This window comes from Roseivirga sp., from assembly GCF_049099775.1.
GTDB lineage: Bacteria > Bacteroidota > Bacteroidia > Cytophagales > Cyclobacteriaceae > Roseivirga.
This window is the reverse complement of record NZ_JAGDZM010000007.1, coordinates 662,332-679,778: the sequence shown is the minus strand read 5'-3', so window position 1 is coordinate 679,778 and position 17,447 is coordinate 662,332. Positions and strand designations below refer to the sequence as shown.

Below are 17,447 nucleotides of genomic sequence, written 5' to 3'. Positions count from 1 at the left end.
TTAGAGATAAATATGCTCAGGATAACTGACCTCTGTTAAATATAACCCATGAGGCGGCACAGCTCTGCCTGCAGCCTTTCGGTTTTTTGCTTTAATTACTTCGACAAACTCTTCGACACTAAGTTTATTTTCACCAACAAGTAAAAGCGTACCAACGAGTGCTCTTACCATGCCACGTAAAAATCTGTTTGCCCTAACGTGAAAAACAAGCTGATCGTTTTCTAAAAACCAATTTGCTTCACTGATGTTGCAAATAAAGTTATTCACTTCGGTTTTCACCTTACTAAAGCTCTCAAAGTCTTGCGAACCAATAAGTTTAGTTGCAGCTAAGTTCATTAATTCCACATCAAGGTTTTGGCTATAGTAATAGCTTCTTTTTGTTAAAAAGGGAGATTTACTTTGATGAAGGTAGTAATGATAAGCCCTTTCGTTCGCATCAAATCGGGTATGAGCCTCTGCTTTAACTGGTCTGCAGCTTTCGATCGCTATATCTTCAGGCAAGAAACTATTGAGTTTATAAATAAGGTCTTCGCAATTGACTTCTTCAGCTAAATCGAAATGGGCAACTTGTTTTTTAGCATGTACTCCTGTATCCGTACGACCGCTACCCATAATTTCAATTTCTTTTCTTAGCACAGTAGAGAGCGCCAATTGCAATTCTGCCTGAACGGTATGCGCGTTCGGTTGAATTTGCCAACCGTGGTAGTTGGTTCCCTTATAGCTCAATTGTAGGAAATAGCGAGGCACGTTTTCAGTAGGTCAGTAAGAACTTAACATTTTTCAAAAACGATAGCCGCACCCTGCCCTACTCCTATGCACATGGTCGCCAACCCGTATTTAGCATTAGGTTGTTTTTTCATTTCGTGTAAAAGTGTGGCTGCTATTCTTGTTCCACTTGCACCAAGAGGGTGACCAATTGCGATAGACCCTCCATTAACATTCACTTTTAATGGATCTAATTCTAGTTCTTGCATACATGGGATTGCTTGTGCGGCAAACGCCTCATTCAATTCAATCAAATCTAAATCACTGGTTTTCAAACCCGCTCTTTTCAATGCTTTTCTAGATGCTGGTATTGGTCCTACGCCCATAATGTCTGGCGAAACGCCTGCTATAGCCATCGACTTTACTTGAGCCATTGGCGTAAGGTTAAACTGTTTTAATGTCTTCTCGTTCACGATCAAACATGCGGCAGCACCATCATTTATTCCAGATGAATTACCTGCCGTTACACTTCCATCTTTCTTAAAAGCTGGTTTCAAACTGGCTAGTTTTTCTACAGAAGAAAGCCTCGGGTGTTCATCTTTATTAAAATGAATAGGATCTGCTTTTCTCTGCGGAATATCTACCGGAACTATCTCATCTTCGAACTTACCTGCTTCATGTGCTGCTTGGTACTTTAACTGCGTATTGTGTGCGAACTCATCTTGTGCTTCTCTACTCACATTCCATCGCTCTGAAACATTTTCTGCCGTTTCTCCCATTCCGTAAGGATAATGTAGTGCTGATAATTTCGCATTCGGAAAACGCCAGCCAATAGTCGTATCATAAATATCTGTCGCTCTACTGTAAGCCGTCTCCGACTTAGCCATTACGAAAGGCGCTCTTGTCATGCTTTCTGTACCTCCAGCAATATAAGCCTCACCATCGCCAACCATTAAGCCACGGCTAGCATCCATTATGGATTGAAGTCCAGAAGCACAGAGCCTATTCACTGTAATACCACCAACTTCTAAGGGCATACCCGCCAAAAGCGCAGCCATTCTAGCCACATTTCGGTTGTCTTCACCTGCCTGATTTGCGGCACCAAAGATCACATCTTCGACCAATGAAGGATCGAAAGTGGCGTTTCTTTGGAGCAGAGATTTTATCACATGTGCGGCAAGATCGTCAGGTCTAACTGAGGCAAGAGTGCCTCCAAATTTTCCTATTGGTGTTCTTACGATATCAACGATATAGGCAGATTCCATTGCTATTATTTAGAGTGCTAGAATAAGAAGTTACGAAGTAAAGAATTTTGGTTTAGCATTGAAAATTCCTAGCCAAAACGTAATTCTAAAATCCGAACGCTTAAATTTGTCATTCAAATAACAAAGCAATGATCCAAAGAATTCAAACTGTACTTTTATTGTGTGTAGCCGTTTGTATGGGAATGGTGCTAGCCTACTTTATATGGGCTGAGGTAAATGAAACTAATAATACTGTTGCGGTATTCACTGCTTTTAAAATGGAAGTGATTGATACTGCCGGCACACTATCTGATAAATCTGATGACAGTGTCATTTCAACCACCTCCACATGGTACGTTGGTGTATTAGCTATTGCAGCTTCTTTAGTGGCAATCTTCTCTGTATTTCAATTCAAAAATCGTTTGAACCAGATGAAACTGGGCGCATTGAATGCACTTTTAATGGCTGCTACCCTAGGCCTTTGTTTTTACAACATTTCTCAATTCGAAAAGGCACTTAGTCCTGAGGTTCAAGGAAACATTCAGGCCGGCTTTTTCTTTCCGGCAGCAGCCATGATTCTTAATATACTAGCTAATAGGTTTATTCGTAAGGATGAAAAACTAGTAAAGTCTGTCGATAGAATAAGATAGTAAGCCCTACCTTTTCTTTGAAAGCTTGATTCTGTACCCTATGGTCAATCGGAAATCAAATACCTGATTAACATTTATTCGAACATCTTTAAAAGGTTGAAAATGTGGATTAAGGCCAACCGAGGCATCCACGAAAAAAGATTTTAAGAAGCTTTTACGGTACCCGTAATAGAACCCAATCATCGGCAATGCTTTTATCTCCCGTTTTGAGGGTTCGATATCAAAACTTCTGATAGTAGAGGCATAGGTTAATAAGTTGTTTACTCTTGCTCCAAAATAGTGTCCTTGAAAAGCACCCTTTTTCAAAAAATATTTAAGATCAAGGCTTAATGAAGCGGTAATATTATGTGAGTTTCGCACATTAATACCCGTAATACTGCTCACATCTTGATGTAAACCACTTTTGTTTGCGCTTGGGGCATAAAACCCCTCTATCCCTAGTGTTAAACGATCATTAAGTGGCTTGCTATAAGTCAATGAAAAGCCACCAAAAAGTTCATTCTTTTGTGCTGAAGCTATTGGGTTGTAAGAGATATCTAGAAAACCTGCTGCTTTCTCCTTTTCCTGAGCTATTAAACTGATCGAAGCAAAAAGAGCGACTAATATTGTGTATATGTATTTTTTCATGGTGTTTTTGAATGCAAGCAATCAAAAACATATCTAAAGAACAGTTAAGCTTAGTTAAGGGATGTTTAAACTGGTTAAGAACTGTTAATGCAGTGCAGGTCTTATCTTTAAATTGGCTAAAATCTTTGCCTCTTTCTGCATCAACTCTTCCAATTTTGTATACACCAAGTCCTCATCGAAGTAATGAAGCGCCAACTTTACATAGATATTTCCATGCTTAGCTTCAGAAACCCAAAGCTCTTTATAAAACTTCTTTAAGACAGGATCCTCGATGTTATCGGCCACCAGTTTGAAACGTTCGCAGCCGCGACACTCAATGACTGAACCTAGAAGAAGCCTTATCAAAAAACGTGAATCAGATGACCCTCCTTTCGCTTCATTCATCAGCTCATGAATGTATAAATCAGGCTCCATTTTAGAAGGAAGCGGTACACTTTTCTGTTTCATTACCTCATATACTTGCTGAAAATGCTCCAGTTCTTCCAAAGCCGTATCAATCATATCAGGAATAATAAGATCTCTATCCGGATACTTGGCAATCAAACTCATGGCCATGGCTGAGGCCTTACGCTCACAATCTGCGTGATCCTGTAGAAAAGAAGGGAAGTCGGCCAAAACAGCATCAATCCATGCTTGCGGCGATGCAGTTAATACTTCTACAGAATACTTCATAAGCTTCAGGTTTAATGAAGCTCGAATTTATTGAAACCAGCTTAAATTCAACTAGTGATTACTAATGTTTAATATCAATTAATAATTTCGCTGAGCTATTACGAAGCAGTATTTTGATCCGTTTCCGTCAAAGATACTCGTGAAACAGTCTCAATAGAACTGCCTATGGACAAACTAAAGATCAACCATCGCAGGACCCAGATGTTCGCCAGTGTAAAAGGAATACATTTTATCTTGAATGGACGAGAAAATGAAGGTCAAGTAGAATTCCAAGTTTATGGTATTGAGTAACCATAAGCTTGGAATCCATTGTAGCTTAACTGGCTGGAAAGGTTTAAATCAATTTTTCAACAACATACTGACCATGTAAATTCATTAATCAAATGCTTGCATAGCCATTGTAAGCAACGAATGTCTGTAAAATCAAAGAATATCCTCTAATTGAATTTTAATCCTTAACACCTGATTAGGGCCTATATTTGATTGTCCGTAACTACGATAAGCAAGTGTTGAGGGAACATAAAATGTTCCATATGCTCCTTTATTTAAAAGTTTAGTGCCAATTTCATAACCTTCTATAACCACACCGGTTCCTATCTCGAATAAAAATGGATCGTAATCGCGACTGGTTGAATGAATTCCGTTCGCCAAAGCAACATCTTCAACTGAAGTATCCAGTAATTCTCCATCTAGAGTGTAAATTTCATAGTGAGTGAGTACTGAATCAGCTTCCGTTGGAAAAACTCCTTCACCCTCATTTTCTATAAAATACCTTATACCACTAGTATGAAGCTTTACCGCTTGTCCGGTAGATGCCAGCTCCATGTCAATCAAATTTAAATCTATCTCCAATTGAGCAATAGGATCGTACGGTTCAAGGTCATCGCCATTACAGGCATAAACTGAAACTAGTAGGGCAACTAATATTAATCTTTTCATAGTGTGTGTTTTTAATTAATGAAGTAGAGCATTTGCGACTCCTATAAAAAGACTCTCTATGTTAAAAAATTCGAATTGATTTGTTAAAAAAACTAAACATATCTTAGGGATTCAATCCAATTTGATAGGAGCGAGGAAACTTTAACTCATGAATAAACTCAAGCGGGGATACTTTGATAACTACTTTAAGAGGTTTGCGCAAAGAGTAGCGATTCTTGATGAGGCAATTCATCCGGATTGCAATATGATTATTGTGATTCCGTGCCACAACGAACCTGATTTGATCGGTACACTTGAGGCACTATTGGCGTGTAACCATCAGACTAGACCTGTAGAAGTAATCATTGTTGTAAATGAGAAATCAGAAAACGATCACCGGGAAATACATGAGCAAAACCTGAAAACTATTTTAGAATTTGATCAATGGAAATGTAATCTTAAAAACAGCCTTATAAAGTTCCGTTTAATAAAAGCACTCGATTTACCACATAAGCATGCAGGAGTTGGCTTGGCCAGAAAGATAGGCATGGACGAGGCTTTGAGACGCTTTCTATCAATTGATGTTGATGGAACCATCGTATGTTTGGATGCTGACTGTAGGGTTTCAAAGAATTATCTTTCGGCTATTGAAGAAAAATTCGGTCAATCAAACGCCAATCTTGGTGAGGTTCATTACGAACATGCTTTTCAGCATGAAAGAAATGAGGGGCTCAAAAAAGGCATTATCAATTACGAACTCTTCCTTCGATATTATGTGGAAGGCCTTAAATCTGCTGGCTTTCCGTATGCCATTCAAACTATTGGGTCTTGTATGTTGGTAAAGGCCGCCACTTATGCTAAGCATGGTGGCATGAATAAAAGAAAAGCGGGTGAAGACTTTTATTTCTTGCATAAAATCATCCCTCATGAAAAGTTCAAAGAAGTACGTGAGGCAACCGTATATCCTTCTTGTAGAACTTCAGACAGGGTGCCATTTGGAACCGGAAAGGCACAGCAAGATTGGCTAGATCAAACGAGTAATGTCTATCAATCCTACGACCCCAAAATATTTCAAGAACTAAAATCCCTACTCGATTCGGTTGACCTTTTCTATCATAACGATGTTAATGAAGTAATAGACAGACTATCCAGCATACCGAAGGCTTTTCTGTCAGAATACCCATATCATGAGAAAATCAAACTCATTAAGGCCAATTGCAAATCCCTAGATCAGTTTAAGAAACAGTTTTTTGTCTGGTTCGATGGTTTTCTATGTATGAAGTTTGTGCACTTTGTCCGAGATAAATACTACCCAAACATACCTATTCGCTGGGCGATTGAACAAGCTTCTTTTAATTGGGATAGACGAACTTTAGCACTCATACAAACAGTAAATCAGGAAGCGTAAAGTCTAGTTGGCGACTCTTGCCTTCTTTCTAGATAGGAACACGGGAAGGCAAATAAATACTGAGATCATAGAGAATACGAGTCCCCCGATAGTTCCTATGGCCAATGAGAACCAGAAAAATTCATTTTCACCTTCTAATAGAAATGGAATAAGTCCGAAACAGGTTGATAAAACGGTTAAAAGAATAGGCTGGGCTTTACCCATTAAAGCTTTAATAATCGCTCTGTTATGATTTCTCTTATCACTATTGTTAAAATCATTGACCACGAAAATAGAGGCATTGACTACTAAACCACCTAGAAGAATAAATGCGGCATAGCCACCTGAGTCCATTGGAAAGTCGAATAGCGTGAAAATTAAGAATAAGCCGATAAAAGATATCGGTATTGTTACAATAATATGTAGCGGTTGCTTCAGGCTTTCGAATAAAACGGCGCAAATAAAGAAAATACCAATAAGTAGGATAGGTAGTAAATTATACTTTCTATTCTCTGACGATTGACTCCAGCCATATCCTGTAGTAGCTTCAACAGAATACCCAACTGGTAATTCCGCTCTCATTTCTTCGATAGTAGCCTCTCTATGGCGAGTTGCAAATTTTGGCGCTCCGTTATACTGGTATGCCAACTGCCTAATGTATTGTCGATCTTCTTTATAAATTCTATTAACCGTTCTCTCAAAAGTCAATGTCGCATAGTCTTGAATCTTGATAAATCTCGCAGTATCTAAAGGAAGAGTTTGTTCTGTTAAATCGTATTTCGAAAATTTATCCGCGCTACTAGCTTTTACAAAAACCTGTAAGAGTTCATCATTATAGTTTGCTGATAAAGATGCTCCATTATCTGGAGTCAAGTCTTGCAGCATTCGAACTATATCTCCTCGGTTAATTCCCGCAGCTGCCAGCCGTGCTACATCAAAGTCGAGCACATATTCACTGATGGCTTTCCTATTCCATCCCCCCTCAGCATTGACATTAACTTCACTTACTCGGATATGTTTCTTGAGCTTTTCGCCCAACACCTTTGCCTGAGCCTCAAGTTCATCAAAGTTATACCCTTTCATCTTTATGGATAATTGAGGTGAAGATCCGCTTTCACCACCTGCTCTAAAACCTTGCCCATAACCAGTTATACTCCAAGTTACCCCTGTCAAATCTACAGACCTAGATTGCAACCTAGCCTTTAATTGATAAGGTAAAGCAGAATTCTCATAGGCCGTTTTGAACATAATCGAAACATCAGCTGAGCCATTCCTAACATTTGTAATGTATTTGTCAATACCTTCAATCCCGTCTATATACTCCTCAATTCTAGCGATTACGAAATTTGCATCGTCCAGAGTGGTTCCGAAAGGTAGCGTAGCTCTAACGGACAACCTTGTTCTTTCGGGTGAGCCAAATCTATAACCTGAGTACGTTTCGTTAACGAACTTCCTCAATGCACCGCCTAAAACTTTATCAGTTACCGGGCGGATATCATCTTGATATTTATCACTTCCTATTGTTTTATTATACCATTCTTGCCCCTCCCATTGTACCGGTAATTTAAAGACTGGCAATCCGAAAGCGAGTATCACCACAAGTATAAAGGTCTTCCTAAACCTGAGTATAAATCCGATCGTTGCCGAATAAGCTCTAAAAGCTCTGACACGCCTCCTCAGGCCCTTTATACTTAATTGCTTTCTAAGCGCTATTTGCTCTTTAAACAACAAGGTATAAAGCGCAGGAGTAAAGAAAAGGGCGATTAGCAGTGAAACGCCTAGATTAATGGCCACAACGATTGAGAAATCGGTCAAGTCTCTTCGCTCTTCCTCTGGCAAAAGAAGGACAATCAGTAATGCCATAATTGTGGTGAGAGATGCGGCTAAAAGGGCTAAGAAAATTTTAGCATTCTTCTTTCTATGCATATGATCTAGCATAACAATCGCATTATCCACGATTAAACCAAACGAAATGGTGACACCGGCAATCGAGTAAATATTCAATTCTACTTTGAGCAGAAAAATGAGAATAGCAGTGATACAGAGGTTCACAATAATACCCAAGAATAGCGTAAACAGGTATTTGGGACTCCTATTGATAAGTAAAATAAATACGATCAGAATAGAGATAGACAAGGCCGTTCTGATATAAATCTTGTCCATTTCTTTTGCCAGGTACTCAGTATCATCTTGCTCTAGGGTAATGCCTATATCATTGTTCAAATTCAATTGGAGCCGAGCAATTTCATCCTTAACCTGTTCAGCAAGTACTATCTTGTTCACTCCCTTTCGAGCATAAATGCTCATATAAACGGCATTCTTACCATCTATTCTTCTATAAGAAGTTGGTTTTCTTTCTTCTATATAGAGTTCTGCCACATCCTTTAAGCGGAGCGCCTTTCCATCTATGACGGCAATCTCTACCTCTCGTAGATTATGCAAATCCAATAATCGAGAAGATGTCTTCAAAAAGAATTGCTGACCACTACTTAGCTTCGCCATACCTGCGAATACATCATTGTTATTCGCATTCAGTGCACTTACAATTTGCGCCTTTGTTAAATCATACCTAACAAGGGTAGGCAAGTCAAAATCTACAGTGATTTGGAGTGGGTTTCCGCCGGTAACACTAACCTCTTTTACCTCTTTTATCTGAGACAAAGGTTTCTTGATAAATTCATCTACCTCTTGTTGAAGTTTATGTGAAGCAAATGGACCATTTATAGAATATGATAAAATGGGTGTTTCTTGTATTCTGTTGTCTTCACCACTGCTCTGCTCAACTCTCGGATAAGAAAGGTTCTCTGGTAACTTTTTGTATATGTTTCGTATGATCGTATTTACCTCAAACTTTCTAAAATCGATATCATCATCTTTATCGAAATCTAAAGTGATCCGACCCACATCATAACTAGAAACACTATTAAGGCCATTTAATCCCTCAAGTTGCGATAAAGCGTTCTCTATAGGAGAAGTCGCTAATCGCTCCACAATATCTGGTGATGAATTTGGTAAACTATATGAAACTGTGAGTGCAGGAACTTCGTGATTAGGTGTGAAATTAATATTCAGACGTGGCACAGTAGCTATGCCAATTACGGCCAGAACTATAAATACAATAATGAGTCTGAAAGGTTTCTGTACGAACTGCACAGTGTAATTTTACGCAAAATTTTATTTTTAATTCATTTGTTTCGTACTATTTTTAACAAATATGTTTAAAAAAATAATTTACCTTCTCTTGATCACCTGTGTTTTTAGTTGTAAACCAGAAAAGGTGGAAACAGAAATACCGGATACTCAGTCTCTCAAAAAAGATGTTGAGCCAACAATGGTATCCATAGCACAGGCACAATACCGGCCTTTCGAGTTCTTAATCAACTCGTCAGGAACAATTGCTTCGGGTAACGAACTATCCATTACTTTTCAGGCAAGTGGTGTTCTTAAGCAATTGAATATTAAGAATGGACAAATGGTAAGAAAAGGTCAAGTCATTGGCCAACTTGAAAATACGCAACAACAATTCGCTGTAGAAAAAGCAGAGGCAAGTCTAGAAGATGCTAAAGTCCGGTACACTGACGCCATGTTAAGCTATGGTGCAGGTATCACAGAACTCCAGAAAAAGAATCTTCTTGTTCAGAATGGAGTACCCTCTGCAGAAATTAACCTGAAAGAAGCTAAAATGAATATGGCAAGGACTCAAATCCTGGCTCCTATCAGTGGCATAATTGCTGAACTCGAAGAAAAACAAGGGAATATCATTTCAGGCGGCAGCAAATTAGCCGCCATCTATGAGCCAAAAAACTTAACACTTTCAGCGAAGATTTTAGAAACGGATTTCAAGCACATTAAGCTTGGCCAACGCGCCGATATTTATACCCTGTCTTTTAAAGACAAGATTTTCGAGGCCTACGTTAGCGAAATCAATCCCAAAGTCGATAAAAATGGAATGGTCGAACTAAAGCTTCAGCTAAAAGAAACCGAAGGTTTACTGCCCGGTATGAATGCCAATGCCGTAATCAGGGTACCGCAATCAGATAACATTATCGTCCCTAGAGATGCCTTAGTCATAAAATCAGGACGTCAAGTAGTATTCACCTTTGAAAATGGGCTGGCCATTTGGAAATACGTAAAAGTAGGTTTGGATAATGGTGTGGATATTGAAATTCTTGAAGGCTTAGAAGAAGGCGACCAAGTGATTGTTTCGGACAATCTTTTGCAAATTGGACATGAAGCAAAAGTGGCTATAGGCTCAGACCTCAATAATAATTAAGCCCCATGGTAAGATTTCTAATAAATCGACCTATTGCGGTTTTTCTTTCTTTCATAGGCATACTATTCTTTAGTGTACTTGCTATTAGGGACTTACCCATTTCTCTCCTTCCCAGTATAGAAGTACCATCGGTAGTTATAAAAGTAGACTACCCGAATAACTCAGCCCAAGTTGTAGAAAACAGCATTCTTGATCGGATTAGAGCGGAATTGAATTCCTTGAATAATCTCAAGTCAATTGAGAGTACCGCCAGTAGCGAAACAGGCTTAATCAAGCTGGAATTTAATTATGGCACTAGAATGGATCTTGCCTACATTGAAATCAACGAAAAGGTAGATCGACTTCAAGAAGGATTGCCGCGAGATGTGGATAGGCCCAGAATTATTAGAATTAATACCTCCGACATCCCAATCGTTAGGCTCCAGGTAATTCCAAAAGACCCTGATAACTTTATTGGCCTTTCGGAACTAGCAGAACGAGTCTTAAAGAAAAGGCTAGAACAGATTGAAGGCATATCCATAGTCGATATTAATGGCGCCCGTGAACAGTTTATCGCCATTAAACCTGATAAAGCTCAGATAGAAGCACTTAATATACCTGAGTCTCAAATCGAAGCCGTACTTAATAGTGCCAATAGAAGTTTCGGTAGTCTTTCTATCAAAGATGGTCAGTACCGATACTTCGTTAGAATGGCCAATAGGCTTGATGATATTGACGAAATCAAAAAACTACCACTGTCCACTCCAAATGGAGAAGTCATCAGTCTCAATCAAATTGCAGATGTCGAGTTTGAAACAGAAAAAGTACTAAGCTACCACCTCTTTGGTCAAGAAGAAGGACTCGTCATTACCGTGCATAAACAGAACAGTGCAAAAATGACAGAACTAGTTCCGCTAGTTTATGAGGCTATTGAAAGGTTTAAAATTGATTATCCAGATGCAGAATTTGACCTTACACAGGATCAGTCTACCTTACTCAATGCAGGTATAGATAACTTGACAACAAGTTTGATTTACGGTGGTGTTTTCGCATTTCTAGTGTTATTCCTGTTTATGGGAAATTTCAAAATGCCAATTATCATGGGCATTACACTTCCCATTTCACTTCTCATTAGCTTTATTTTATTCCGAGCTGTTGGTCTTTCAATCAATATTATTTCCTTAAGCGGACTAGCGCTCGGATTGGGAATGCTCATTGACAATGCCATAATTGTCATCGATAATATCACAAGGAAAAGAAAAGACGGATTAGACATCATTGAAGCTTGTATTCAAGGTGTAAATGAGGTCATGGCGCCTTTAATTAGCTCAGTGCTAACGACGCTGGCCGTTTTTGTACCGCTTGTTTTTCTAAATGGACTAACGGGCTCACTCTTTTACGATCAAGCCGTTTCTGTAGCTATCATACTAGGTACCTCATTGTTAGTTGCCTTTATTCTTTTACCGCTACTCTACCGAGTATTTTTTCAAAAGTCAAAGCGTCAAATCAAGGAAGACAGTATATTCTTTGTGCTTATTCTCAAGCTTTATAAAGCCATTTACAAAGTGATTTGGCGGTTTAAAGGGTTGAGTTTTGCAATTCTCCTGTTGCTTATTCCTTTATCATATTTTGGTGTTAAAGATTTCGAAAAAAGTGGGCTTCCAGATATTGAGAAAACCGAAAGTTTAATTTCAATTAATTGGAATGAACCTATTGATGCGGCAGCGAATAAAAGTCGCATAAAAGAACTACTTACTAAACTACCAGTCGACCCTATAACTGAAACTGACATCGGTATTAGTCAATTTCTTTTAGCCATTGAAGATGGAAGGGTCGAGAGCGCCGATCTTTACCTAAAGTTCGAAACCAAACAAGAGAAACTAGAAACTGAAAATTGGTTTAGTAGCTACTTTAAAACCAAGCACCCAAATGCCTCATTGAAAATTGAGGACGCTCCCAATGCATTCGATCAGATATTTGAAAGTGATAAACGCTATTTCATTACCAAATGGAAAAACTTAGGGCGAAGTGAGTTATTGAATGAAGATGCCCTTACCAAACTGTTGACAGACATTTCAGAATATACGAATTCGCCTACACAAAATGGGAAAGGCTTTCTCTTTGAAGAATCACTCCAAGCAGTTATTGACAACAAGGCTTTAGCATTTTATGGCATCACCGAAAGCTCATTTAAAAGTGCCCTTTCAAAATCCCTAGATGGATTCTTGGTAACAGAAATACGAAGATTTGGAGAGGTTACACCTATCAAAATAAACCGGTCTCAAGGAGATCTAAAATCTAAACTGGCTAGCGCTACTGTACAAGGAAGAGATGGACAACAATACCAGCTGGACCAATTCCTGAACTTGGAATTCATCAATTCGGAAAAGAATATTACCGCAGACAGAACTGGGCCTTATCAATCGATAGAATGGGAAACGATAACAGATAAGGATATTGAAGGTCTCACCAATTCCTTACCAAAAATTGGCGCTAAATATGGCCTCAATGTAGACTTTAGTGGTAGCTACTTTGAAAGCAAAGAAAACCTAAAACAGTTAGTGTTTATTCTAATCATATCCGTGTCGCTGCTCTATTTCATTCTTGCAGCACAATTCGAATCTCTTGTCCAGCCTCTTATCGTAATATTTACGCTTCCATTAGGGATTCTCGGTGCTTTAATCGTGTTGAAACTAACGGGAATTACTTTGAATGTTATGTCTGCCATTGGCATAATCGTTATGCTGGGAATTATGGTAAATGATGCCATCTTGAAAATAGATACGATCAATAGATTCAAGGCTGAAATCAAATCTGACAATCTAAAAGAGCGAAAGAATTTAATTGCCGAAGCAATTGCCAAAACAGGTCAAATACGGCTAAAGCCTATTTTAATGACCTCAATAACAACCATTCTTGCTTTACTACCCGTTGTTTTTTCTACAGGAATTGGCGCTGATCTACAAAGACCTTTGGTGTTTTCAGTCATTGGTGGTCTTACTATTGGAACTTTCACCGCACTGTACTTTGTACCGCTAGCTTATTGGTTCGTGAGTAAGAAACGATAATAAACCATTTCTAATTATTTAATATCGAAAAGATCTATTGTTCCATTTTCTCTGTCAAATGCAACGATTTTGCTGCCATCCGGTAAAAAATCAAACGTACTGTATGAGTTTTCTTGAGGAAGTATGATCTTTCCAGAAGGGCTCCAGGACTTGTTTTTGAAGGTATACTTTAGAATTACATTCGCTCTACTCTTAAGTGCTTTATCACGAGAATAAGCCAACAGATATAAGTCATCTCCATCAAGCCTCATACTACTGATTGTAGATTTACCGGATTTCACATTAATCTGGTTCTTGCCACTTCCACTAATAGAGACACCGCTCGCCCTATTCATACTCAAGCGCTTCTTTACAATGGGCAATGTGGATAGGTCTTTTGTATCAATTAGTTTCCACTCTTTGTTAAATGTGTCAACCACTAATCCATCGTATGGTGATACAACGACAAAACGGTCATTACTAGAAAGAATATATCGACCCATAAATGATTCCACTGAACTCTTATCCAAATCAATACCAGAAAGCTGCTTTCTTTCTTTGATATCGTATCTAAGCACATCAACCTCAGGCCTAGAAATGCTTGTGAAATAAACCAAAGAGTTTTTAATTGCAACTGTTTGGTATACCATCATAAATTCAAAAGAAAAGCCCTTCTCCAATTCCAAATTGGTCATATCTATTGGCCAGATTCTAAACTTTTGATTGTCGTATATGTATAGCTTCTGATCTTCTATATCATTTAAAAGCATATAAGGTCGACCAAACTCTTGTGGTCCTGCACCTAGAGTTCCAAAGGTTTGAAATTCATCAAGGTTCAGATCACTAAGGACAATCTTACCTGCCTTGTCATCAACAATCACAATTCGATCATCAACAATAGTGATATCGGTAACATTAACAACAAATTCCTTCTCATTATAAACATCTGTGCTTTTGATCCTTTTCGCAACAATACCTTCGGACTCTTGGGAGAATGAGGTGCTACTGAAAAACATAAGAATGACTACTGCACTGAAACTGTTAATGAACCACATAATCTTGTTGTGTTTATTTACAAGATGAACGTCAAGGGTGATTGATTGTTCAGTTGTGGCGTATCAAACGGAATAGATCTCCATTAAATCCAATGGGTCTTTTATTTCGGATTAATCGGAATGATAACTCGAAAGAGCTCTTATTCATTCAAAAGGATTATTGGCACATAAATTCCTTGCAAAATTAGTCCCAAATACCTCTGTTATTTTTACATGACCCTTGTTATGAATTCTTCCGTATATTTCAAATCTTCTTTGATCGGAATATGTGCATCGACAACTTTTCCAAATTTATCGACAACAAAAAAGTAAGGTATATTTAAACTATCTAAAGGAAATAACTCCTGACTCAATGGCACATTATAAACAACTTGCTCAATACCATTCATACGCTTAAAGGTGTTCAGATATGTTTTGCTCTGATATGTAGATAAATACTCTAATTCCAAATTAGAAGAATTAAGAAGCTTAATAACCTCCTCAGTACAAGTATTGCAGCCAAGTTCTGTGTATCTAAAAAAAATCGTATAATCTCTCTTTAAAACACTTTTCATAGTTAGTGGCATACCGTTCTCTCCGAGAAGTTCAATATTTCCAAAGTCAGGGTTTGATGTATAAAAATCCTTACTTCTGATTAAGTTATTCGAAAGTTTACTGTTTATAAAAGAACCGACCATATGCTCATATTTTAATAAGTCATAATCCTCGCTGATCCTAGTTTTATTAGATTGCTCAAACATGAATAGAACCAAAAAGGACAACGCCAAAGCCAGCATCAATATTGACATAAATTTATTTTTCATCTCTAACTTTTATCTTTACTAGTATCGGGTTATCAGTTTCATTTACTTTTTGAAGTTTTTGCAAAGGATATTTTTTCAAAATAACCTCTTCATTTTCATCATTTGCTGCAATAAATTCATCAGCATCATAAAACCCATAAAAATATTTATCATCTGAGGCTATAATCGAAGGTAACATCACCCCTGTTGAATCTGGTTTATTCGTGGGTATATACAAAAAACCTTCACCCTTGTTTTTTGGAATTATAGCCTGCATATGAATTTGTAGCCCATTCATTTTTACAGGGTTTGTATAGCCTAGAGCATAGCTTGAACTAGTTGAGTAAGCATTTCTGAGTTGAGCGAAAGGACTTTCATTCTCAAAAACGCGATAATTATTAACTTTTAGTTCTCTATAGTCTTTCTCGATCCCTAAGTGTCCAAAATCAACTTTTGCAACTGAAACTAACTCACTATTTTTATTCATTGAATAAATATTCTCGTCAAACTTTTTAGTAAAAAGAACTTCTTGCCCATTGTGCGACAAATGAAACCTCTCAACAATTGTCATATTCGCTTGTCGGCTATCGATTTTGAAATACTCATCAGATGCTCTTCCGTCAATACCTCCTAATACGACAAGAGGACCAATATCTCCATTGTTCTCATCTACACTGTAATGACTCAAATAGTATAAGAACAAACCTTTGTTAATCCATTCTAGTGACGTATACCAAAGATCATTTCGTTCCACTCTGAGTAGATCGCCGGCAAAATTATATACATATATCCTTCGCTTTCCTAAATCACTTATTAGAATCTCTTCCTCCTCTCGATTTATAGTGAAATCATTGATTCTATTCACTTCCTCAGGGCCTTGTCCGCTAGCAGCTATCTTGTTTACAAAACTTCCATCAATCCGATAAATGAGTAATGCTTTGGCAACATTTTTATCCAATACAAAAACCAAATCATCAACCACTTTTAGTTCATCAATTGTACCTATTAAAGCTTGACTATTTGTTTCTAACGGAATGTACTGTACATCCTGACCTTGAAAATCCTTCGGAGGTTCAAACCAACTTGCGTCTATAGAAATAAGCTTTGAACCATTTTCAACTTCTACAATCCCAATGTTTGCGCCGTCCTTGCAAGAATTAATCAAACATAAAATTAAGAGCAGTGTTAATATTTTTTTTATCATATAATTTATCATCAGAGTAGGTCAAAAAAAAGTTCCGGATTGACTGATATTATCCAGAACTCTTACTTTTTTCAGAAGGTTAATCTTGAAGAACCTCCTTAATAGCTTCAGTCAACGACCGAAGATTTACACTTTTACAAGGGTTTGCGGTACAACCAGAATTAATCGACTCTATACAATTATTCTTCGATCCAGTTATTTCAAACCTATTCGAAACACCTTCAACCGTAAGAGTAACTTTCACTTTACATTCTTGATGAAAATCTCTGAATCCATATGTGATTTTCTGGGCTTCGCTGATATTTGGTAAGCACAAAAAAAGGCTTGCAGCAAAAACTATTATTAAATTATTTTTTTTCATATCTCTAATCTTAGTGTGGTTTTTCTATGTTCTCAATTATGTAGGCAGCTGCACTACTAATACAAGCAAAACTTTCGCAAACATTATCTTCCGACTTTAAACAATTATTCTTCGAGCCTGAAGCTTCTAACAGGACATTAATGTTCAAAAGGTTAGCTCTTAAACTAATAGTACAATCCTCATAGTAGTCTCTGAAACCTTCATTCCCACAAGTTGTAACTTGCCCGTTGGTTGTCTTACCAAAAAACAGCAAAGCGGCAACCACTATTATTACTCCAAAAAACCTAGGTATTAAATTTTTCATATTTTCATTCATGTTCTTATTGCATTAAGTAGTGCCTCCTTCATTGCAGCCTTAGTGACCAAGCATGGAAATGTCCAAAAACAGGACGATCGTATTTTAGAATTAATACAATTTCCCTTAACCCCATCCACTGTGACATCAACATTAACACCTCCAAATTCACCTGTTATAGTAATTCCACAACTAAGAGTCTGGGATTTCATATAATTATTTGAGTACTGAGCATTGGTCGTATTAAG

At 37.8% G+C, this 17,447-nt stretch carries 14 protein-coding genes; 4 read left to right on the top strand and 10 right to left on the bottom strand.

Features of this window, described 5'->3' with window-relative positions:
• Together truA and JXQ92_RS14090 are read right to left on the bottom strand one after the other, a co-directional pair.
• Positions 1-747: a tRNA pseudouridine(38-40) synthase TruA gene (gene truA / locus JXQ92_RS14095; protein WP_421987264.1), complete on the bottom strand. Its 747-nt coding sequence runs from the start codon at positions 745-747 to the stop codon at positions 1-3.
• A 23-nt stretch (positions 748-770) separates the two neighbouring features.
• A complete protein-coding gene (locus JXQ92_RS14090; RefSeq protein WP_421987263.1) occupies positions 771-1,970 on the bottom strand; it encodes a thiolase family protein in 1,200 nt (399 codons plus the stop codon).
• A gap of 128 nt (positions 1,971-2,098) precedes the next feature.
• On the opposite strand from JXQ92_RS14090, the gene JXQ92_RS14085 reads away from it, so the two are divergent.
• Positions 2,099-2,599 carry a DUF4293 domain-containing protein gene (locus JXQ92_RS14085; RefSeq protein WP_421987262.1) on the top strand — a complete coding sequence of 167 codons (501 nt, stop codon included), beginning with the start codon at positions 2,099-2,101 and terminating at the stop codon, positions 2,597-2,599.
• Between the two features lie 6 nt (positions 2,600-2,605).
• Here the strand turns inward: JXQ92_RS14085 and JXQ92_RS14080 are convergent, their stop codons facing one another.
• The 3 genes from JXQ92_RS14080 to JXQ92_RS14070 all read right to left on the bottom strand — a co-directional run bounded on the left by JXQ92_RS14080 (position 2,606) and on the right by JXQ92_RS14070 (position 4,837).
• Positions 2,606-3,226, bottom strand: a complete 621-nt coding sequence (locus JXQ92_RS14080) for a hypothetical protein (protein WP_421987261.1) — start codon at positions 3,224-3,226, stop codon at positions 2,606-2,608.
• A gap of 84 nt (positions 3,227-3,310) precedes the next feature.
• Positions 3,311-3,898, bottom strand: coding sequence for a tRNA-(ms[2]io[6]A)-hydroxylase (locus tag JXQ92_RS14075; protein ID WP_421987260.1), 588 nt, complete (start codon positions 3,896-3,898; stop codon positions 3,311-3,313).
• A 423-nt stretch (positions 3,899-4,321) separates the two neighbouring features.
• Positions 4,322-4,837 (bottom strand): FKBP-type peptidyl-prolyl cis-trans isomerase, encoded by a 516-nt coding sequence (locus tag JXQ92_RS14070; RefSeq protein WP_421987259.1) that lies wholly within the window; start codon positions 4,835-4,837, stop codon positions 4,322-4,324.
• A 148-nt stretch (positions 4,838-4,985) separates the two neighbouring features.
• Between JXQ92_RS14070 and JXQ92_RS14065 the strand changes: the two genes are divergently transcribed.
• The gene (locus JXQ92_RS14065; RefSeq protein ID WP_421987258.1) at positions 4,986-6,224 is read left to right on the top strand and encodes a glycosyltransferase; all 1,239 of its coding nucleotides are present in this window, start codon (positions 4,986-4,988) and stop codon (positions 6,222-6,224) included.
• Between the two features lie 3 nt (positions 6,225-6,227).
• Here JXQ92_RS14065 and JXQ92_RS14060 read toward each other — a convergent pair whose 3' ends face one another.
• Complete coding sequence (locus JXQ92_RS14060; RefSeq protein WP_421987257.1) at positions 6,228-9,356, bottom strand: efflux RND transporter permease subunit; 3,129 nt, start codon at positions 9,354-9,356, stop codon at positions 6,228-6,230.
• Positions 9,357-9,480: 124 nt separating this feature from the next.
• Here JXQ92_RS14060 and JXQ92_RS14055 point away from each other — a divergent pair, with 124 nt between their 5' ends.
• Entirely contained in the window at positions 9,481-10,476 is a 996-nt protein-coding gene (locus tag JXQ92_RS14055; RefSeq protein ID WP_421987256.1) for an efflux RND transporter periplasmic adaptor subunit, read from the top strand.
• A 5-nt stretch (positions 10,477-10,481) separates the two neighbouring features.
• Entirely contained in the window at positions 10,482-13,523 is a 3,042-nt protein-coding gene (locus JXQ92_RS14050) for an efflux RND transporter permease subunit (RefSeq protein ID WP_421987255.1), read from the top strand.
• 14 nt (positions 13,524-13,537) lie between these two features.
• On the opposite strand, the gene JXQ92_RS14045 is transcribed toward JXQ92_RS14050, so the two are convergent.
• From JXQ92_RS14045 to JXQ92_RS14030, 4 genes are all read right to left on the bottom strand, one after another.
• Positions 13,538-14,557 (bottom strand): hypothetical protein, encoded by a 1,020-nt coding sequence (locus tag JXQ92_RS14045; RefSeq protein WP_421987254.1) that lies wholly within the window; start codon positions 14,555-14,557, stop codon positions 13,538-13,540.
• A gap of 209 nt (positions 14,558-14,766) precedes the next feature.
• Entirely contained in the window at positions 14,767-15,360 is a 594-nt protein-coding gene (locus tag JXQ92_RS14040; RefSeq protein WP_421987253.1) for a hypothetical protein, read from the bottom strand.
• The gene (locus JXQ92_RS14035; RefSeq protein WP_421987252.1) at positions 15,350-16,504 is read right to left on the bottom strand and encodes a 6-bladed beta-propeller; all 1,155 of its coding nucleotides are present in this window, start codon (positions 16,502-16,504) and stop codon (positions 15,350-15,352) included. Before JXQ92_RS14035 ends, JXQ92_RS14040 begins: the two co-directional genes overlap by 11 nt.
• A 410-nt stretch (positions 16,505-16,914) precedes the next feature.
• The gene (locus tag JXQ92_RS14030; RefSeq protein WP_421987251.1) at positions 16,915-17,208 is read right to left on the bottom strand and encodes a hypothetical protein; all 294 of its coding nucleotides are present in this window, start codon (positions 17,206-17,208) and stop codon (positions 16,915-16,917) included.
• Positions 17,209-17,447: the final 239 nt, after the last annotated feature.